Raw genomic sequence first — 16,763 nt, 5'->3', positions numbered from 1 at the left:
TTTAACCAAGTAAAAAATATAAACAGCATGGAAAAAATAAAGGTGGCCAACCCCGTGGTGGAGATGGATGGCGATGAAATGACCCGCATTATATGGAAGTTTATCAAAGACAAACTGATACTTCCTTATATCGACGTGGATATTAAGTACTACGATTTGGGCATTGAGCACCGTGATGCTACCAACGACCAAGTAACCGTTGATGCAGCCCATGCTATATTAGAGCACCATGTGGGTATTAAATGCGCTACCATTACCCCTGATGAGGAGCGTGTGAAAGAGTTTAACTTGAAGCAAATGTGGAAATCGCCAAACGGTACTATCCGTAATATTTTGGACGGTACTATTTTCCGCGAGCCTATCGTGTGCCAAAACGTACCTCGTTTGGTGCCCAATTGGACTGCCCCTATTTGCGTTGGCCGTCATGGTTTTGGCGACCAATACCGTGCTACGGATTTGGTTACTAAGGGTAAAGGTAAGCTTACCCTAACTTTTACACCCGAAGACGGAAGCGCCCCTCAAAGTTTTGAGGTATATAATTTCAAAGGAGACGGTGTAGCCCTTGCTATGTATAATACCGACGAATCAATACGCGGGTTTGCCCACGCTTGTTTCGGACAAGCGTTGCGCAAAGGATGGCCTTTATACCTTAGCACCAAAAACACCATCTTAAAGAAATACGACGGCCGTTTTAAAGATATTTTTGAAGAGATATACCAAGCAGAGTATAAAGATAAATTTAAGGCTGCAGGCATTACTTATGAGCATCGTTTGATTGATGACATGGTAGCCAGTGCACTTAAATGGAACGGTAACTTTGTATGGGCTTGTAAAAACTACGACGGTGACGTGCAAAGCGATACTGTTGCCCAAGGTTTCGGTTCACTAGGTTTGATGACCAGTACCCTTGTTACCCCTGATGGTAAAACAATGGAAGCTGAAGCTGCACACGGTACAGTTACCCGTCACTACCGCGAACACCAAAAAGGAAACAAAACCAGTACTAACCCCATTGCAAGCATTTTTGCATGGACACGCGGCCTTGAGTTCCGTGGCCAGTTGGATGGTAACGATGCGTTGGTGAAATTCTGCCATGCCCTTGAAGAAGTGTGTGTTGAAACTGTTGAAGCCGGCCACATGACCAAAGATTTGGCAATGTGCATTTACGGTAACGATACCAAACCTGAACACTACATGTACACCGAAGACTTTTTGAGCTTGTTGGATACCAACTTGCGCAAAAAACTTACGGCTACTGCATAATTAACAGCTATTTGCTTTTGGCCTTTAGCTGTTTGCTAAAGGCCGGAAGCTAATTGCTAAAAGCCCCTCTTCATTGAACTACTTCGCCCATTACTTTTTTGACCACCAGCCCGAAAATCATTATTACAATGCAGGGTTGCTGATGCCTGATTTTGCAAGGGTGGCCGATGGAGCTAAACGCATCAATATCCACCTTGATTTTGACAGCGACGTGCACCCTACGCTTCACCAGTTGAACAAGGGCAGCCAACAGCATTATCATACCGACGCAAGGTTTCACAATTCAACATTTTTTAAGCACCAAACATCCCGCCTTGATGAGTTGTTTGCGCTGCATAACTTTCCGCGGCATAACCAACGTTTGTGGTTTCTAAGCCATATTTTGTTTGAAGTGTTGCTGGATAGAGTGCTGATACAACATCACCCCCAAAAGCTGGATGAGTTTTACGCATCATTACAAAATGTGCAGCTTGATACTGTTATTGAGTTTTTGGCGCACAGCGGCAAAGAAGGCAAAGGCCGTTTCAGCAATTTTTGGAATGGTTTTCTGGAATCGCAGTATATGCAGTATTACGTTAAAGACGAGAGCTTCTTATATTCTATCAACCGCATATTGCAGCGGGCAGCTCAGCCTGAACTGGATTTACTGCAAAGCGAAGCGTTGCTGAATATTGTACACGAAATGGAAAAGGAATTGCCCGCACAAGTATCTACACTGCAACAAGAGTTGGCATCAAAGGGTTAATCAACCAATACACTTTAAGGTTAAATCAAACTCTCCCTTAAACAGTAAAAATGAAAAGAGGCTGCCGCGGCTTAGTACGACAACCTCAATCAATAAACTCGCTATTATTTGAAAGAATAATAGACTAGCGATATACCACCAAGTGGCGGGTTTGCTGCGCTCCCCCATTGCGCAGTTGGTAGTAATAATTACCGGGTGCAAGGTCGCTCACATTCAGCCTCACCTTGTGCTTGCCATACCCGTAAGTACCCTCGGCTATCGTGCTCACCTCGCGCCCCATGTTGTCATATAGTTTCAACAAAGCGGCTCCCCCTTCCGTAAAAAACTCAATTTCAGTTTCGGTAACGGCGGGGTTAGGATAGTTTTGGCTTAGTTTTAAGCCACCCGAGAATAGTGCTGCGGTTTGTACACTGTTACTGCCCGATTTTTTGAAGATGGGCAATATGGGAAACGTTTGCAGCATAGCAGCATTTATGTCCGCGGCGCTGATTTCGAACCAATCAGCTAGCACGCTGGTATAAACACTACGAAAATCGTTTTGCATCGGCACATTATCGTTTACCGATACACTGGCCGGAATAGTGGGGTTGTTGCCCACAATACCGGGGTTCACTCCTTTGCCAAATACCAGCAAAGGCGCAGCAGCACCGTGGTCGGTACCCAAACTGGCGTTTGACTTAATACGGCGGCCAAATTCACTAAAAGTCATACCGGCTACCTTATCATCAACGCCCAGCAATTTCAAATCATCCTGAAAGGCAAAAATGGCCTCAGATACTTGTTTCAACAAGTTGGCATGAAACCCTGTTTCGTTACCGCCTGTGGTACTCACTTGGGCTGAGTGTGTGTCAAACCCTCCTATACTGGTCATGTACACGGGTGTTTTTAGCCCGCCCGCAACCAACCGCGCCACAATCTTTAATTGGTCGGCAAGGCTGTTGTTGCTTGGGTAAAGAGTTGATTTATTGGTTGCCAAATCGGCGGCAGCTTTTATGGCTGTAGAGTATTTTTGGGTTTGTTGATTAACCAACCGTACATAGGTTAGCTCATGGCCTGCAGGTGTGTTGGGTGCAGGGTCGGTAGTGCCTGTTATCAGTTGGTAAAAGCTATCGGGGTTGCTGATGGCCATTCCCATACTTACATCAGGCCCTTGGAAACCGGGTGAAACCACCGAGCCTATTTGCAGTGCCAATGGGTCGGGCATATCAACACTCGGATAGTTATCAGGGAAACCGGGATATTGTCCGTCTAAGAAACGTCCCAGCCAGCCGCTATCTAAATATTGGTTACTTTCTGAACCTGTGAGCCAGATATCAGTGGCACGGAAATGAGAAAAGTTGGGATTGGGGTAGCCCACATCCTGCACTACACTCATCAAGCCGTTATCAAACATCGTGCGTAGTCCTGCCATAGCCGGGTGAAACCCTGTAGCAGCGTGGCCGCTAAGTTTCAATACTTTGTTATCGGGTATCAATACGTTGGCTCTGGCATTTGATAGGTTGCTATATTGGTCAAGCGGTATCACAGTATTCAAACCGTCGTTACCGCCGTTCAGTTGTATAAGTACCAGCACCCGTCCGTTAAGACTGCTGCTTTGTGCCATCAGGCTCAATAGGGGCGAAGCTCCAAAAGCCTTCATCGGCAACCCGTTCACCACAAAGGGTGCAAGTGCAGCAGGGGCGGTAGTTTTTATAAAATCCCTTCTTTTCATAATGATAATGCGTATTAAAGTGGGTTATGATAACTGGTACTCGGCCAAATTCATCAGGTACTTAAACATAGTTTGCAGGCGGGTTTTCACCATGTTGGTATTATTGGTGTCACCGGGAGTAGATTTATAGGTATTCCAAACGTCGCTCCAATAGTGGTCTGACGATTGCCCCGAAAGCAGTATCGATTTCAGAAAATCTTTCTGTGTTTGCGATATCCCTATGCTAAACAGCATTAGCAGGGTGTTATCAATCAGTTTATTAGGGTCGGCAGCGTCGGTAAACTGGTCGGCAAAGGCAATTGAATCAATTATCAATGTATGGCCGTTGCGTTTGTAGCCCAGCAGCACCATCAAATCGCTTATTTGGTTACGCTTGGGCAGGGTGTCGCTGTTTATCCATAACTCATGGTATTGCGGCTCTTGATAGTAAGCGGGCCAACCTGCAACGTTAGGTGGGTCAAGCGGACTTTGCTGCATCAAAGCATTCACTCCCCACAGGTAGTTTAAAAATTGGTACTCTGTGGGCACATCAGGTGCGGGAATGCTTACATTAAATTGGCGTAGCAAGCCTATGTTAAAATCCGTGGGTGGTTTTATCACGCATCCGTGGTTGTAGGCATCATAAAAGTGTTCGCTCTTAAACAGCAATGCCAATACAGGTTTTATTTCCCAATTATTAGCCACAAATTCAGTAGCCATCGGGATAATCACATTGTTTTCAATGTCTTGGTCAATCACATAGTACACAAAAAACTTGTACAGCTTACGGCAAATGAAACGAGCCACCTCGTTGTGCTCAAAAATCATTTCAATCAGTTCGTCGGTTTCTTGCGCTCCGGCTGCTCCCGTTTTACCCGTAATGGTTTTGTTATTATAAAACGATGAGAACTGTTTGTTTCCGGTATCGTGGCGGGTATTATCAAAAAACGAGTTTATACTGGTGCGGCTGTCTCGCCATCCGGTAAGCACGCGGGCAGCGGCTTTCACATCAGCCTCGGTGTACTTACTATCGGGTCCTTTACCCAGTGTAAACAGCTCCTGCAATTCGCGGGCGTAGTTTTCATCGGGGGCAGTTTTTGTATTTACGTTTCCGTTCAGGTAACGCAACATAGCAGGGTCGGTAGTTACTGCCTTCACAAAATCTTTAAAGTTTCCCGTAGCAAAACTGCGCAACAAGGCAAGATGCTTATAGCCATAATGGGCATCGCCGTAAATATTCAGCTCAGTTGCAAAGTGGTTGTGCCAAAACAAGGTCATTTTTTCCCGCACTGTTCCGTCCTGCAGCATCAACCCCGTCCACCATGAGCGCAACGATTGTTCACGCTGGAAATTGAAATTCGGGTCAGGTGCGGCAGTTACCCACGTTTGCCCCAAAGGCACATTGGGGTCGTTGTTTTGTGCAGTACTATAATTATTAAGCGGGGGAGAGGGGGGAGTGGTGTTCACATTCAGCAGGGCATCAACCGTGGCATTCATACCGGCAGTTACCGCAGCATCCAGCATTTGTTTATTAAACCCAAAACCTGCACGGCGCAATAAATGGGCTGCCAGTGCCGGTGTCCAAGTTCCGGTAAACGTACTTACACCGGTGGCTGCTAACTCAAGGTCGGTTGGTAGCGTTTGGTTTTGGTACATTTCCTCTGGCTTTTTACCCGGCTGGTTACCATCCACCGCCAGCGCAGTTGTAGCTGTTTTTATGTGTTTGGTTAAAAAATCCCGTCTGTTCATAGGTGATAGGTTTTACCCCTTGGGGTGGTTTTGTTTTTTTTGACTGGAAAGTTTGTGAAAGGTTTACAAGCAAGATAGAATTTTTTTTGTCAAATTATTTTGCCGATGCAACAAGTGTTTTCTTTCAATGGTCATAGAGGTATCATTTGCAAGAATGAAGCAAAAGCCTTCTTAAATTGGTTAGAAATACTAAGGTAGGTTAGGTTAAGAGCTTTTTCCTTAGGCCCCTCTGTCATCATTAGCCCCCGATGCGCAGAGGGGTGGCTTTTGCTTAAATCAAGAAGCTGTCTTTTCTTCAATCCAAGTTTTATAATCAATAAACTCCAGCACTGTTGAAGGTGTTTCTGCATCGGTATTTGCAGGAAACAATTGTGAATACAAATCGGCAAACAGGGCTTTGTACTGATTGGGGAATGCCTGCCCGATTTTAGAAAAGAATTTTAACAATGTCAGTTCGTGCGGTTGTATTACGGCTACTTTGTTCACATACCGTTTGGTGCTATCAACAAAGTGGCGTAATACAAATATGTTTTGCTGCTCAAAATGAATCATCAGATTTAGCAGGCGAACTTGTATTTGCAAATCCGAGCGTTGCCCTTCAAACCGATTGTTCAACACCCTGTTCACCCAATACAATGCCCGGCTGTAATCTTTGCGCATAAAATTTATATAGGCCAATTGAAAGCTGAACGACAACAAATATTCAGGCGGCATTTTGCCTTCGTTTTCTATAATAAAGGCATCTATATTCTCAAGGTAATCTTTTTGAGCGGTGTAGTTTTTACCATCGCGGTATATTTCAAGCTCAATATTATAGGTACGCAGCAGTTGCTTCAACAAGGTTTTGTTCTCGCTCACCAGTTTCCATTGTTGGTAGTTGGCCTTTGCACGGGCTATTAGTTGCAATGCAGCGTCATACTTTTTCATAAACACAAGAAAACTAATAAGGTTATTGGCCGATGAGGCGTATAAACTCATATTGTGTTGCAGGTGTTTGGGGTTTTCTTCGAGTAAAGCCAACAACGTAAATAGCGAAGCTTCAGCGTCGGATGGTTTACCTGCGACGAGGTGCTTAAAGTAAAGCGAATTATAATGGAGCACCTTTTCTTCAATGGTTCGGGCATTGGAGGCATCGTTCAGCAGATTGTCATAAGGACTATCGGGAGTTTTTCCGGCCGAAAGTCGCGCCGTTAAGTTGTTGGTAAGCTGCCAATACCGGTTTGTTGTAAAAAGTGCCTCAATAGCCTGTTGTTGTCTTACCAAAGTGCTTTCAAACAGTTCAAAACTATTGGGGTGTGCCTGCTGCTCAATCCTGCGCTTCCACTCCAGTACTTCAAACATTCCGGCATTCAGTTCATATTCAGCGGCCAGTTTTTCAGCACGAGAAAGTTCACTCTTGCAAAGGTCGAACAACTCTTTATTAAACAGTATTTCAACGTTTCGCAATAAATCTTTCAACTCTGCATTTTTAGAGATACCTGCATGAAAATCTCGAAGACTTTTAAGAATCAATACCCGCAAGTAGTTTTTTGTTGTGTGAAGCTGTTTAGCAAATGTTTCACCTGCAAACTCCCTTTTTAGCGAAGCGCCATTGTATTGTGCTTGTTTGTCAATTGAATTAAACAGCCGTAGGTAATTGCTGCCATCGCCCATGCTGCCGCAATACAGCTTAAAGTAACGTTTTTCATTACGACTTAATGACTTTATTAGGGTAAAAAGCTCTTGATGTTTAGCCATTTAAAACATATAAAATTCAATAATAATATATTGTTTATCAATTATATATACGTTTTATAGTTAGTTTTGAAATATACGTTTTTTACTTTTTTTAACAGTATTCAATTTATCGGGCAAATACCTTTGCTTCATCAAAATCAAACAACTAATTTTAAAACAAAAAAACTATGGCAAACGCAATTAACTGGTTCGAACTACCCACCAACAATTTCGAGCGCGCAAAAGATTTTTACGGCAAAGTATTTAATACCGAGATGCAAGAAATGGATATGCAAGGTATTAAAATGGCATTTTTTCCGAGCGACCAACAAGGTGTTGGCGGTTGTATCACTCACGGCGACGGTAATAAACCAAACGCTGAAGGTGCTTTGGTGTACCTGAATGGCGGTGATGATCTTAATACTCCCTTAAACCGTGTAGAAACAGCAGGAGGTAAAGTACTTATGCCAAAAACATCTATTGGCGAAAACGGACACATGGCCATATTTATGGATACCGAAGGTAACCGTGTGGCTTTTCACTCAATGGGTTAATTCCTATAAAACCCTCACTTGATTTCAAGTGAGGGCTTTATCTAAAGGATTATTGTATTGTGAAAATGTTGGGGTAAAGTTCTAAAACACCCAGCGAGCCATAGCTCCCACACCAAAACCACCCACACTGCCGCCTACTGAGTTGCCTCTGTATTGAACAGTGGTGTAGGCAAAGGGCGCAAGGTTCAGTTTATCTTTTACAACCAAATTAACGCGTGCACCCAAGGTGTTACTCATGCGCCAATAGGTACTTGATAAATCAACTGTAAGTAAATTTACATAGGGGCTTATCGCCACATTGTCGTTGATGGGGATATGGTAACTTACCCCTTCAGGAATTACTGCCGTAAGAAGTAGCAGTGCCCAATAGCCGTCATCAAAGTTGTTGTTAGAAGCATATATAGCACCAAAGCCTGCTACAGCCCCACCACCATACAGCTTAAAATAATTAGGTCCAAATGGGTCTACCACGTACGAGATGCTGTACTCCATCGACCATCTGTCTGTTAAAAAGTAGGAGGCATTTATGCCGTAGATATTTTCAAACGCGGTGCTTTTTCCGAGCAATTGGGTTTGGTGTGCCTAGCCAAGAGCAAAGTTGCCGCGCTTAAAAGGTTGCGCCGATAGTGCCTTGCAAAGGACTATCAAGCTGCACAGAAACAGTGGTTTATAAATGCGATGCATAGGTTTGCAACGCAAAATAACATTATTTTTTGCTGCCAAACTCCATTAGGTAGGCTTTTATAAAACCGTCAAGGTCGCCGTCAAGCACCCCTTGTGCGTTGCTGGTTTCATAATCGGTTCGCACATCCTTCACCAGTTTGTATGGGTGCAATACATAACTGCGTATTTGCGAGCCCCACTCAATTTTTTTCTTACCGGCTTCAACGGCGGCTTTTGCCTCGTTGCGTTTGCGAATTTCTACCTCGTATAATTGTGAACGCAGCATTTGCAATGCGCGTTCGCGGTTGGCGCTTTGGCTGCGCTCTACCTGACAAACAACCACAATGCCCGAGGGTATGTGCTTCATCATTACCTTGGTTTCAACCTTGTTCACGTTCTGGCCGCCTGCACCGCCTGAGCGGGCTGTGGTAACTTCCAAATCGGCAGGGTTAATCTCAATTTCTATACTGTCATCCACCACCGGGTACACATATACTGATGAAAACGATGTGTGGCGACGTGCGTTGGCATCATACGGCGATATGCGCACCAAACGGTGTACACCGTTCTCGCCCTTTAGATAACCGTAGGCAAATTCTCCATCAATTTGTAATGAGCATGATTTTATACCAGCACCTTCCCCCGCTTGATAATCAAGCTCGGTTACTTTGTAGCCGTTTTTCTCGCCCCACATAATATACATACGCATCAGCATCTCGGCCCAGTCTTGGCTCTCAGTTCCGCCGGCACCTGCATTTATGTTCACAATGGCGCTCAACTGGTCTTCCTCTCCGCTTAGCATATTCCTAAACTCAAGGTCTTCAACGGCATCAAGTGTAATTTTGTATTGGGGGTCAAGCTCGTCATCCCCTGCCTCGCCTGCTTGGGCAAACTCAAACAAAACGGTCATGTCGTCAAGTTTTTGTTGCACAGCGGCAAAAGCATCCGTCCAAACCTTTTTGGTTTTTATGGCTTTAAGATGTTGTTCGGCTTTTTTGGGGTCGTCCCAAAATTCGGGACGGTGACTTACTTCTTCTTCTTCTGCAATTAATTTAAGCTTGGCATCAACGTCAAAGATACCTCCTCAAGGCCTCTACACGGCCCTTTAAATCTTTATATTGGTCGGTTGTCATAACGCTGCAAAGGTAGCGAATTTTTAACCAAAAGGCATTTTGACTTACTCCTCTTGCTCTAATACTTTTAACCGTACCTCATCAATGCGGGCACCTTCTTTTTTCAGAATGGTAATTTCAAAATGCTCAATAGTAAGGGTTTCACCTGCGTCGGGTATGTCTTCGTGGTGCGAGATAATAAACCCGCCCAAGGTGTCATAATCCCCTTCGGGTATCTCAAGCGTATAGTTTTCGTTCAGATAATCCACTTCCAACCTTGCTGAAAATTCATACTCACCGTTGCCCAATTCTTTTTCAAGCAACTCCTCCACATCGTGTTCATCGTCAATATCCCCAATAATCTCTTCAATCACATCCTCAAGAGTAACAATCCCTGCTGTGCCTCCAAATTCATCCAGTATCAGTGCGATACTTTTACGTTCGGCAGTAAATTTTTTCAGCAACTCGTTGGCCGGTGCCGATTCAGTAACCATGATAATCGGGATAAGTATGTTCTTTATCTGTTTAGGATGTTTAAACATATCCACCTGATGCACATAGCCGATAATGTTATCAATACTGTCTTTGTACACCAGTATTTTGCTATGGCCGCTCTCTAAAAAAAGTTTATACAGTTCGTCAATCGGTTCTTCTAACTCAATAGCCACCACTTCGGTGCGAGGCACCATGCAATCCCTTGCCTTTAGCTTATCAAAGTCGAGGGCGTTTTTAAACATTTCCGCATCAATATCGGCGTCCTCTTCCAAATCCATATTAGCACTCTCGGTAATGTAGTGGTCAAGGTCTAGTCGTGTAAAAGCGTAGCTTTTTTGTTTTTGCGGGCGTACACGGGTTACAAGGGCAATGATGTTTACCGAAATCCACTCTACCAACCTTGAAACGGGAATGAACAGATAGTAAAACCCTTGAAACAGCAAGGCAAAACCAAACAACATTTGGTCGGGGTTAGAGCGAAAAAGTATTTTGGGCAAGAACTCACCGAATACCAATACAAAAGCGGTAGAAATAAAGGTTTGTACCAGCAGTATCACAGCTTCGTTTTGGTAGCTTACAGGTAAAATTCCGCGGATGGCACCTTCTAAAACAGCACCCATAAAAATACCGTAAATAACCAGCACAATGTTGTTGCCTACCAGTGTAGTACTGATAAACCGTGAAGGTTCTTTAACATACACCGAAAGAATGCGGGCTATAAAAGAGCCTTGTTTGCTTTTTAACTCAATGCGCAGTTTGCTTGCAGTGATAAAAGCTATTTCTATTCCTGAAAAGAAGGCCGAAAGGGCAACGGTGATAAGTATTATAAGCCAACTACTATAATAGTCCATGCAGGGGTGTAAGGGTGACTAAGCACAAAGTAACGGTATTTTTTTTAAATACGGGTGAAACCATATTTATCAAAATTACAACAAGGAGTAGGACTTAAGTCCTACTCCTTGTTGTAATTGCAAAAGCGAGGGGTTTTAACCCTTGGCGGCAGTATGAAAATAAATTTTCTGATTTTTATGTGTGAAGTAGCTTTTATTAGAAGTGCTTGCAATTGTATGTTTGTGCGTTGGCAAATTTGTTTGACATAGCAATATTGGGGGCAGGCCCTGCGGGTAGCAGTGCAGCATTGACGCTGAAAAACAGTGGTTTAAAAGTTGCCCTGATAGATAAGGCAGGTTTCCCTCGCCACAAAACCTGCGGCGATGCCATACCCGGCCCGACACTTAAAGCACTGCGACAAATTATCCCCGATTTTAATGAAGAACTGCAACAGCTAACACTGAAGCAGTCTATTAAATATTGCCAGATTGTTGCCCCTAATAACAAGGTAATTGATATTGAATGGAAAGCAGAAGCCTACAACTCACCGCGGTTGGATTTTGACGGTTTCCTGTTCTCACAAGTAAAAAAACATACGGCTACCGAAGTTTTTGAAGGGTTTGAAGTGGGGCAGATAACCAAAGAAAACAACTTGTGGTTGCTGAAAAAACGGAACAGTGATGAGAACATCCAAGCCCGTTTTGTTATCGGGTGCGACGGTGCTAATTCAGTATTAGCAAAGTATCTTGATAACAGTCCCATCAACCGCGAGCGTTATTGCACTGCTGTTGCAGCCTACTACACAGGGATTATCAGCGATAACCTGACCAATAAATTTTACCTGTTTAATAACTACCTGCCCGGCTATTTTTGGGTGTTCCCGCTCGGAAACAATACGTTTAATGTAGGGTTTGGCATTGTAGCCAGCGAAGCGGCCAAGCACAATATTAAACTGCGCGAGGTGATGGATAGTATAATTGCCAACGAGTCTGCCGTAGCACCAATGTTTACAAACGCTATACAAACCGGTGAAGTAAAAGGATTTGGTCTGCCCATAGGTGGTAAAAATGCCCCTATTAGCGGGGAGGGGTATATGCTGGCAGGAGATGCGGCATCGTTGATTGACCCTTTACAAGGCCACGGCATTGATAAAGCCGTATATAGCGGAATGTTTGCTGCGCAAAAAGCCACAGAATGCTTTACGAACAATAATTTTTCAGTAGAATTTATAAAAGGGTACGATGATACCGTGTACGCAAAATACGGTGCAGAACTGCGCCGTAACTACCGCTTAATGCGCCTGCTAAACAAACAACCTTGGATTGTAAATGCAGCTGCCCGTTTTGCAGGTCTTTCTTGGGTAAAGAAGGCGGTATTGAAGAGGTTTTAGTTTAATTTGTTCTTTTTTGCTTGCCCAAAAAAGAACCAAAAAAAGGCAGGCTGTGAGAAATTTTCTATAAAACTACGGAACCCTCAACCTCCGACAAAACAACTTGCCCAACCGCACAAACTAACCCTCCGCTGCTAAGACCTGTTTTGTCTTTCCCCAACCCTGCTTCCTTGTTTTAAAAGAATATTTCTCAAATGCCCTCTATGCTTTCGCCTCAGCATAACGTCCTGTAAAGCGTGTGCAGTTATAAAATTGAGCGTAGGTTTGTGCGCCGGTTGCATAGCGTAATTTTTAAGAGCTAATAATGGGTGGAGAACTTTGTCTGTTTAAAAATTACCAAGCAACAGCAAATTTTATAACGGTGCTGTTTGTGTGCTGACAAAACGCCTAACAGGACGAAGGGTTTTGTTTCCTTTTGCCCCTCAAAAGGAAAATAAAATAGAAGTTTTGTTTGATCAAAACTAAACTTTCAACGGCACTAACACCCCCTCACTATAAAACGGTACAATATCCGTTACATCCAGTTTAAGGCAAGTGGGTAAATCATCAATTCCCAGCTTTTCAAAACGTTGGGCATGGTTGCTGTGGCGCATATATCCCTCAAGGTTTTGCGATGCTGTTAAAAACAAGTTCAATGCAGCTACGCAGCTGTCACTTTCAAGATTAAAATGCTCGCGGATGGTATGTAATACCGCCCCTGCAAACACCGTATCTTCAAGATTAAATTTATTCTTCCAGCCTGCACAAGCCAAAACAACGGGCTGATTCCAGCCTACCAGCCAATTACACAACGCGCTTATGTTGGTAAATGCACCCGTAACAATTTTATCAGCAGCCTTGCACTGGTGCAGGGTATAAGTGCCGTTAGTGGTGGTTAATACCACGGTTTTTCCGTTCACAATCTCGGGGGTAAAGCTTTCCGGCGAATTACCCAGTGTAAACCCTTCAGCTACCAATCCCTCACGTTCCGCTGCCACCACATAATCTTTGCCTAAATACGTTTTAGCCTCCTCAATACTTTCAATGGGTATAATCCGCTCCGCACCGTTCATAAACGCATAACACATGGTAGTAGTAGCGCGCAGTATATCAATTACCACTACTACTTTGCCCTGTAAATCGTAGTAAGGCACTAAAGCGGGCGAAAGAATGACTTCGGCAGTTGGTTTCAAAAGGGTATTGGTTAGTGGTTATCAGTTATCAGGAGGGTATGGGTTACATTTAAACAGCATTTACAATAACAGGTTAAAACCTGTTGCTTTTGTGATTACTGTTAGAAAGAAGACTTAAGTCTTCTTTCTAACAGTAATTGTATCAGTATGGGGTTTTAACCCCATGGCTTCAAGGAGATATTTTGCTTACGCGGTTGCCTTCAATACACCCAATTCGCGGCCTACCTTGGTAAAGGCAGCTACGGCTTTCTCAAGGTGATGACGGTCGTGTCCTGCTGAAATTTGCACACGGATACGCGCCAACCCTTTAGCTACCACAGGGTAAAAGAAACCAATCACATAAATACCTTCTGCAAGCAACTTATCGGCCATTTGTTGAGCCACTACCGCATCGTATAGCATGATGGGCACAATAGGGTGCACGCCGGGTTTAATATCAAACCCTGCTTTGGTCATTTCTTCGCGGAAGTATTTGGTGTTTTCTTCCAGTTTATCGCGTAGCTCAGTAGTCTCGCTCAACATATCCAACACGGCAATACTGGCACCTGTAATAGAGGGAGCAAGTGTGTTAGAAAACAAATAAGGACGAGAACGCTGACGCAACATCTCAATAATTTCTTTTTTACCTGAGGTGAAACCGCCTGATGCACCACCAAGTGCTTTGCCCAGCGTTCCGGTAATAATATCTACACGACCCATCACATTGCAGTACTCGTGCGTACCGCGACCGGTTTTACCCACAAAACCACTTGCGTGTGATTCATCAATCATCACAAGGGCTTTGTATTTATCAGCCAAGTCGCAAATTTTATCCAACTGGGCAATAGTACCGTCCATACTAAACACACCGTCAGTAACAATAATACGGTTGCGCGCACCTTGTGCTTCAATCAGTTTAGCTTCAAGGTCGGCCATATCATTGTTTTTGTAGCGGAAACGTTGAGCCTTGCACAAACGCACCCCGTCAATGATACTGGCGTGGTTCAATTCATCGCTGATAATAGCATCTTCCTCATTAAACAAAGGTTCAAACACACCTCCGTTGGCATCAAAAGCCGCTACGTACAAAATGGTGTCTTCAGTACCCAAAAACTTAGCAATCTTTTGCTCAAGTTCTTTGTGAATGTCTTGTGTACCGCAGATAAAACGTACCGACGACATACCGTACCCGTGCGAATCAATATACTGCTTAGCAGCAGCAACTACCTTTGGATGAGAAGAAAGTCCCAAGTAGTTGTTGGCACAAAAGTTTATTACCTCTTGCCCGGTGTTTAGCTTAATATCAGCTCCTTGTGGCGAAATAATAATGCGCTCTTTTTTATAAAGCCCGTTATCTTTAATGTTTTGCAGTTCTTGCTCCAATATGGGTTTTAAGGTATCGTACATAGCCGTTTTTTACTTGTTAATGATTGCGCACAAAATTATTGTTTTTAAGGAATGTATAATGGTTTGAGGGGAAATATTGAAGATTGTTTTGTAGGAAGCTCGAAAACGCTGAAAGATGCCCCTCATAAGCGAAATGCTTTCAGTCGGATTAAAATCCGGTTCTATTACAATTACCTCCCCGCGGAGGACTTAAGTCCTCCGCGGGGAGGTAATTACAAAAGCGATAGGTTTTAACCTGTCGTTTAGTTGAACAGGAAATAAATTCCTGTTCTGCGAAGGTTGTTCAGCGCGGCAGGGTTTAAAACCCTGCCGCGCTGTATAATTCCAAAGCGATAGGTTTTATACCTGTCGATAGTTTTGTCAAAACTGCTACAAGGCTTTACCCTATCTTCGCCCCCCGATGAAATACCTTTCTGTCCTTTTTACCTTGTTATTGGTTTTTACTTCGTGTTCAAAACCTCCTGAAAAGTTAGGGGTAGACAAGTTTTTTATACTCCTTAAAAACAAGCAAGTGGATAGGGTAGTGATAATAAACGATAAAGACGTTGAGTTTACCATCAAAAACAGCAAAGAGTACCCAACCGGTAAATGGTATTTATTACCCCCGCTTACCGATAAAGAAAACTTTGTACAGGAGTTTGATGCTATGCAGGCATCCATAGCGCCCGAAGAGAAGGCAATGATACGCTACGAAAGCCGCGTACCCTTTATTCGCCCGCTGTTCAACTACTTGCTGCCAATATTGGTATTTGCGGGATTAGTAGCCGGCTTTTTACGTTTACGCAAAAACAGGTAGATAATTAAACACTGCCAAAGTTGCAGATTTTTTTAACAATGGCAGCAAATGGCAAACCATTGCAACGTTTCATCCGCTTAATTTCACTTTTTATCGGTACATACTGCCACGTGGATTGGTTTTTGTGTATCGGGCTTTGTAAGTTTGATTTTTTTAAACCGGATTATATTAGATAATTTTGGAGCTTTTAGAAACATCCGAACATTTCTCAAAAGCTACCGTTAACAAGTCATAAAAACGATAATGCAGGATAACGAAAACGTGAAACGCCCTGAAAAAACTGAGGGCAATAAAAATCGCAACACAAATCCATTCAATAAACTGCCAAAAACCCCAAAACCTCCTGTAGGTCCCGGTGGCGGTCCCCGCTTCAACCTGTACTGGATTTACGCCATCGTAGCTTCGTTGCTATTAGTAATGCTGTTCTATCCCGGCTACAACAGCCCCAAACAAACCAACCCTAAAGAGGTGTTTGAGATGCTGAAAAGCCATGATATTAAGCGTATTGTGGTTGTGAATGAGAAAATAGCAGAGATATACCTTACCGAAGACGCGCTTAAAAACGAAAAATACAAAGAGAAACTAAAATCAACCGGAGGGTTGTTTGGTGAAGACCGTGCCCATTTTCAAATGGAAATATCCAACTACGAAGCCTTTAAGGCCGACTTGGATAAAACACAAACAGGTTTCTCTGATGCCGAAAAGGTATACCCTGAGGCAGAAACCCGCCGTAACTTGTTGTGGGATTTCCTTAGCGTTTTCGGGCCTATACTTATTATCGTAGTAATATTCCTGTACTTTATGCGCCGCATGGGTGGTGCTGGTGGTGGTCCCGGCTCACAGATATTCAATATTGGTAAGTCAAAAGCTCAGCTGTTTGATAAAGACACCCAAGTGAATGTAACGTTTAACGATGTTGCAGGTCTTGAAGAAGCTAAAGTAGAGGTAATGGAAATTGTAGATTTCCTTAAAAATCCTCAGAAATACACCAAATTGGGAGGTAAAATCCCCAAAGGAGCTTTATTGGTAGGCTCACCCGGTACAGGTAAAACCTTGTTGGCAAAAGCCGTAGCAGGTGAAGCCAACGTGCCTTTCTTCTCACTTTCAGGTTCTGATTTCGTAGAAATGTTTGTGGGTGTGGGTGCCTCAAGGGTACGCGATTTGTTCCGCCAAGCCAAAGAAAAAGCACCTTGTATCATAT

Annotated in this window: 13 protein-coding genes and 1 pseudogene; 6 read left to right on the top strand and 8 right to left on the bottom strand. The window is 43.6% G+C overall.

Annotated elements, in window-relative coordinates:
- Positions 1–27 precede the first annotated feature (27 nt).
- Both F9K23_05185 and F9K23_05180 read left to right on the top strand, forming a co-directional pair.
- Positions 28–1,263, top strand: coding sequence for an NADP-dependent isocitrate dehydrogenase (locus tag F9K23_05185; protein ID KAB2917149.1), 1,236 nt, complete (start codon positions 28–30; stop codon positions 1,261–1,263).
- Between the two features lie 73 nt (positions 1,264–1,336).
- Positions 1,337–2,008, top strand: a complete 672-nt coding sequence (locus F9K23_05180; GenBank protein ID KAB2917148.1) for a hypothetical protein — start codon at positions 1,337–1,339, stop codon at positions 2,006–2,008.
- A gap of 433 nt (positions 2,009–2,441) precedes the next feature.
- On the opposite strand, the pseudogene F9K23_05175 reads toward F9K23_05180, so the two are convergent.
- The 3 genes and pseudogenes from F9K23_05175 to F9K23_05165 all read right to left on the bottom strand — a co-directional run bounded on the left by F9K23_05175 (position 2,442) and on the right by F9K23_05165 (position 7,184).
- A pseudogene (locus F9K23_05175) lies at positions 2,442–3,719 on the bottom strand (DUF1501 domain-containing protein).
- Positions 3,720–3,743: 24 nt separating this feature from the next.
- Positions 3,744–5,447: a DUF1800 domain-containing protein gene (locus F9K23_05170; GenBank protein KAB2917147.1), complete on the bottom strand. Its 1,704-nt coding sequence runs from the start codon at positions 5,445–5,447 to the stop codon at positions 3,744–3,746.
- 276 nt (positions 5,448–5,723) lie between these two features.
- A complete protein-coding gene (locus F9K23_05165; GenBank protein KAB2917146.1) occupies positions 5,724–7,184 on the bottom strand; it encodes a hypothetical protein in 1,461 nt (486 codons plus the stop codon).
- 167 nt (positions 7,185–7,351) lie between these two features.
- On the opposite strand from F9K23_05165, the gene F9K23_05160 reads away from it, so the two are divergent.
- Entirely contained in the window at positions 7,352–7,717 is a 366-nt protein-coding gene (locus F9K23_05160) for a VOC family protein (GenBank protein KAB2917145.1), read from the top strand.
- Positions 7,718–7,798: 81 nt separating this feature from the next.
- On the opposite strand, the gene F9K23_05155 is transcribed toward F9K23_05160, so the two are convergent.
- The 3 genes from F9K23_05155 to F9K23_05145 all read right to left on the bottom strand — a co-directional run bounded on the left by F9K23_05155 (position 7,799) and on the right by F9K23_05145 (position 10,838).
- Positions 7,799–8,284: a hypothetical protein gene (locus tag F9K23_05155; GenBank protein ID KAB2917144.1), complete on the bottom strand. Its 486-nt coding sequence runs from the start codon at positions 8,282–8,284 to the stop codon at positions 7,799–7,801.
- Between the two features lie 139 nt (positions 8,285–8,423).
- A protein-coding gene (locus tag F9K23_05150; protein KAB2917143.1) for a peptide chain release factor 2 occupies positions 8,424–9,513 on the bottom strand; the annotation gives its coding sequence in 2 pieces (ribosomal slippage) (positions 8,424–9,452 and positions 9,454–9,513; 1,089 coding nt in all).
- Positions 9,514–9,557: 44 nt separating this feature from the next.
- The gene (locus F9K23_05145; protein ID KAB2917142.1) at positions 9,558–10,838 is read right to left on the bottom strand and encodes an HlyC/CorC family transporter; all 1,281 of its coding nucleotides are present in this window, start codon (positions 10,836–10,838) and stop codon (positions 9,558–9,560) included.
- A 206-nt stretch (positions 10,839–11,044) separates the two neighbouring features.
- Between F9K23_05145 and F9K23_05140 the strand changes: the two genes are divergently transcribed.
- Entirely contained in the window at positions 11,045–12,208 is a 1,164-nt protein-coding gene (locus F9K23_05140; GenBank protein ID KAB2917141.1) for an NAD(P)/FAD-dependent oxidoreductase, read from the top strand.
- Positions 12,209–12,669: 461 nt separating this feature from the next.
- Here F9K23_05140 and F9K23_05135 read toward each other — a convergent pair whose 3' ends face one another.
- Together F9K23_05135 and kbl are read right to left on the bottom strand one after the other, a co-directional pair.
- Positions 12,670–13,380, bottom strand: coding sequence for a 2-phosphosulfolactate phosphatase (locus tag F9K23_05135; GenBank protein ID KAB2917140.1), 711 nt, complete (start codon positions 13,378–13,380; stop codon positions 12,670–12,672).
- Between the two features lie 186 nt (positions 13,381–13,566).
- Complete coding sequence (gene kbl / locus F9K23_05130; protein ID KAB2917139.1) at positions 13,567–14,766, bottom strand: glycine C-acetyltransferase; 1,200 nt, start codon at positions 14,764–14,766, stop codon at positions 13,567–13,569.
- A 400-nt stretch (positions 14,767–15,166) separates the two neighbouring features.
- Here kbl and F9K23_05125 point away from each other — a divergent pair, with 400 nt between their 5' ends.
- The gene (locus F9K23_05125) at positions 15,167–15,562 is read left to right on the top strand and encodes a hypothetical protein (protein KAB2917138.1); all 396 of its coding nucleotides are present in this window, start codon (positions 15,167–15,169) and stop codon (positions 15,560–15,562) included.
- A 417-nt stretch (positions 15,563–15,979) separates the two neighbouring features.
- A partial coding sequence (locus tag F9K23_05120; protein KAB2917343.1) for an AAA family ATPase occupies positions 15,980–16,763 on the top strand: 784 nt, incomplete at its 3' end.

The organism is Bacteroidota bacterium, assembly GCA_008933805.1.
Classification (GTDB): Bacteria; Bacteroidota; Bacteroidia; order UBA8524; family UBA8524; genus SB11.
This window is presented reverse-complemented; position numbering and strand designations above follow the sequence as displayed.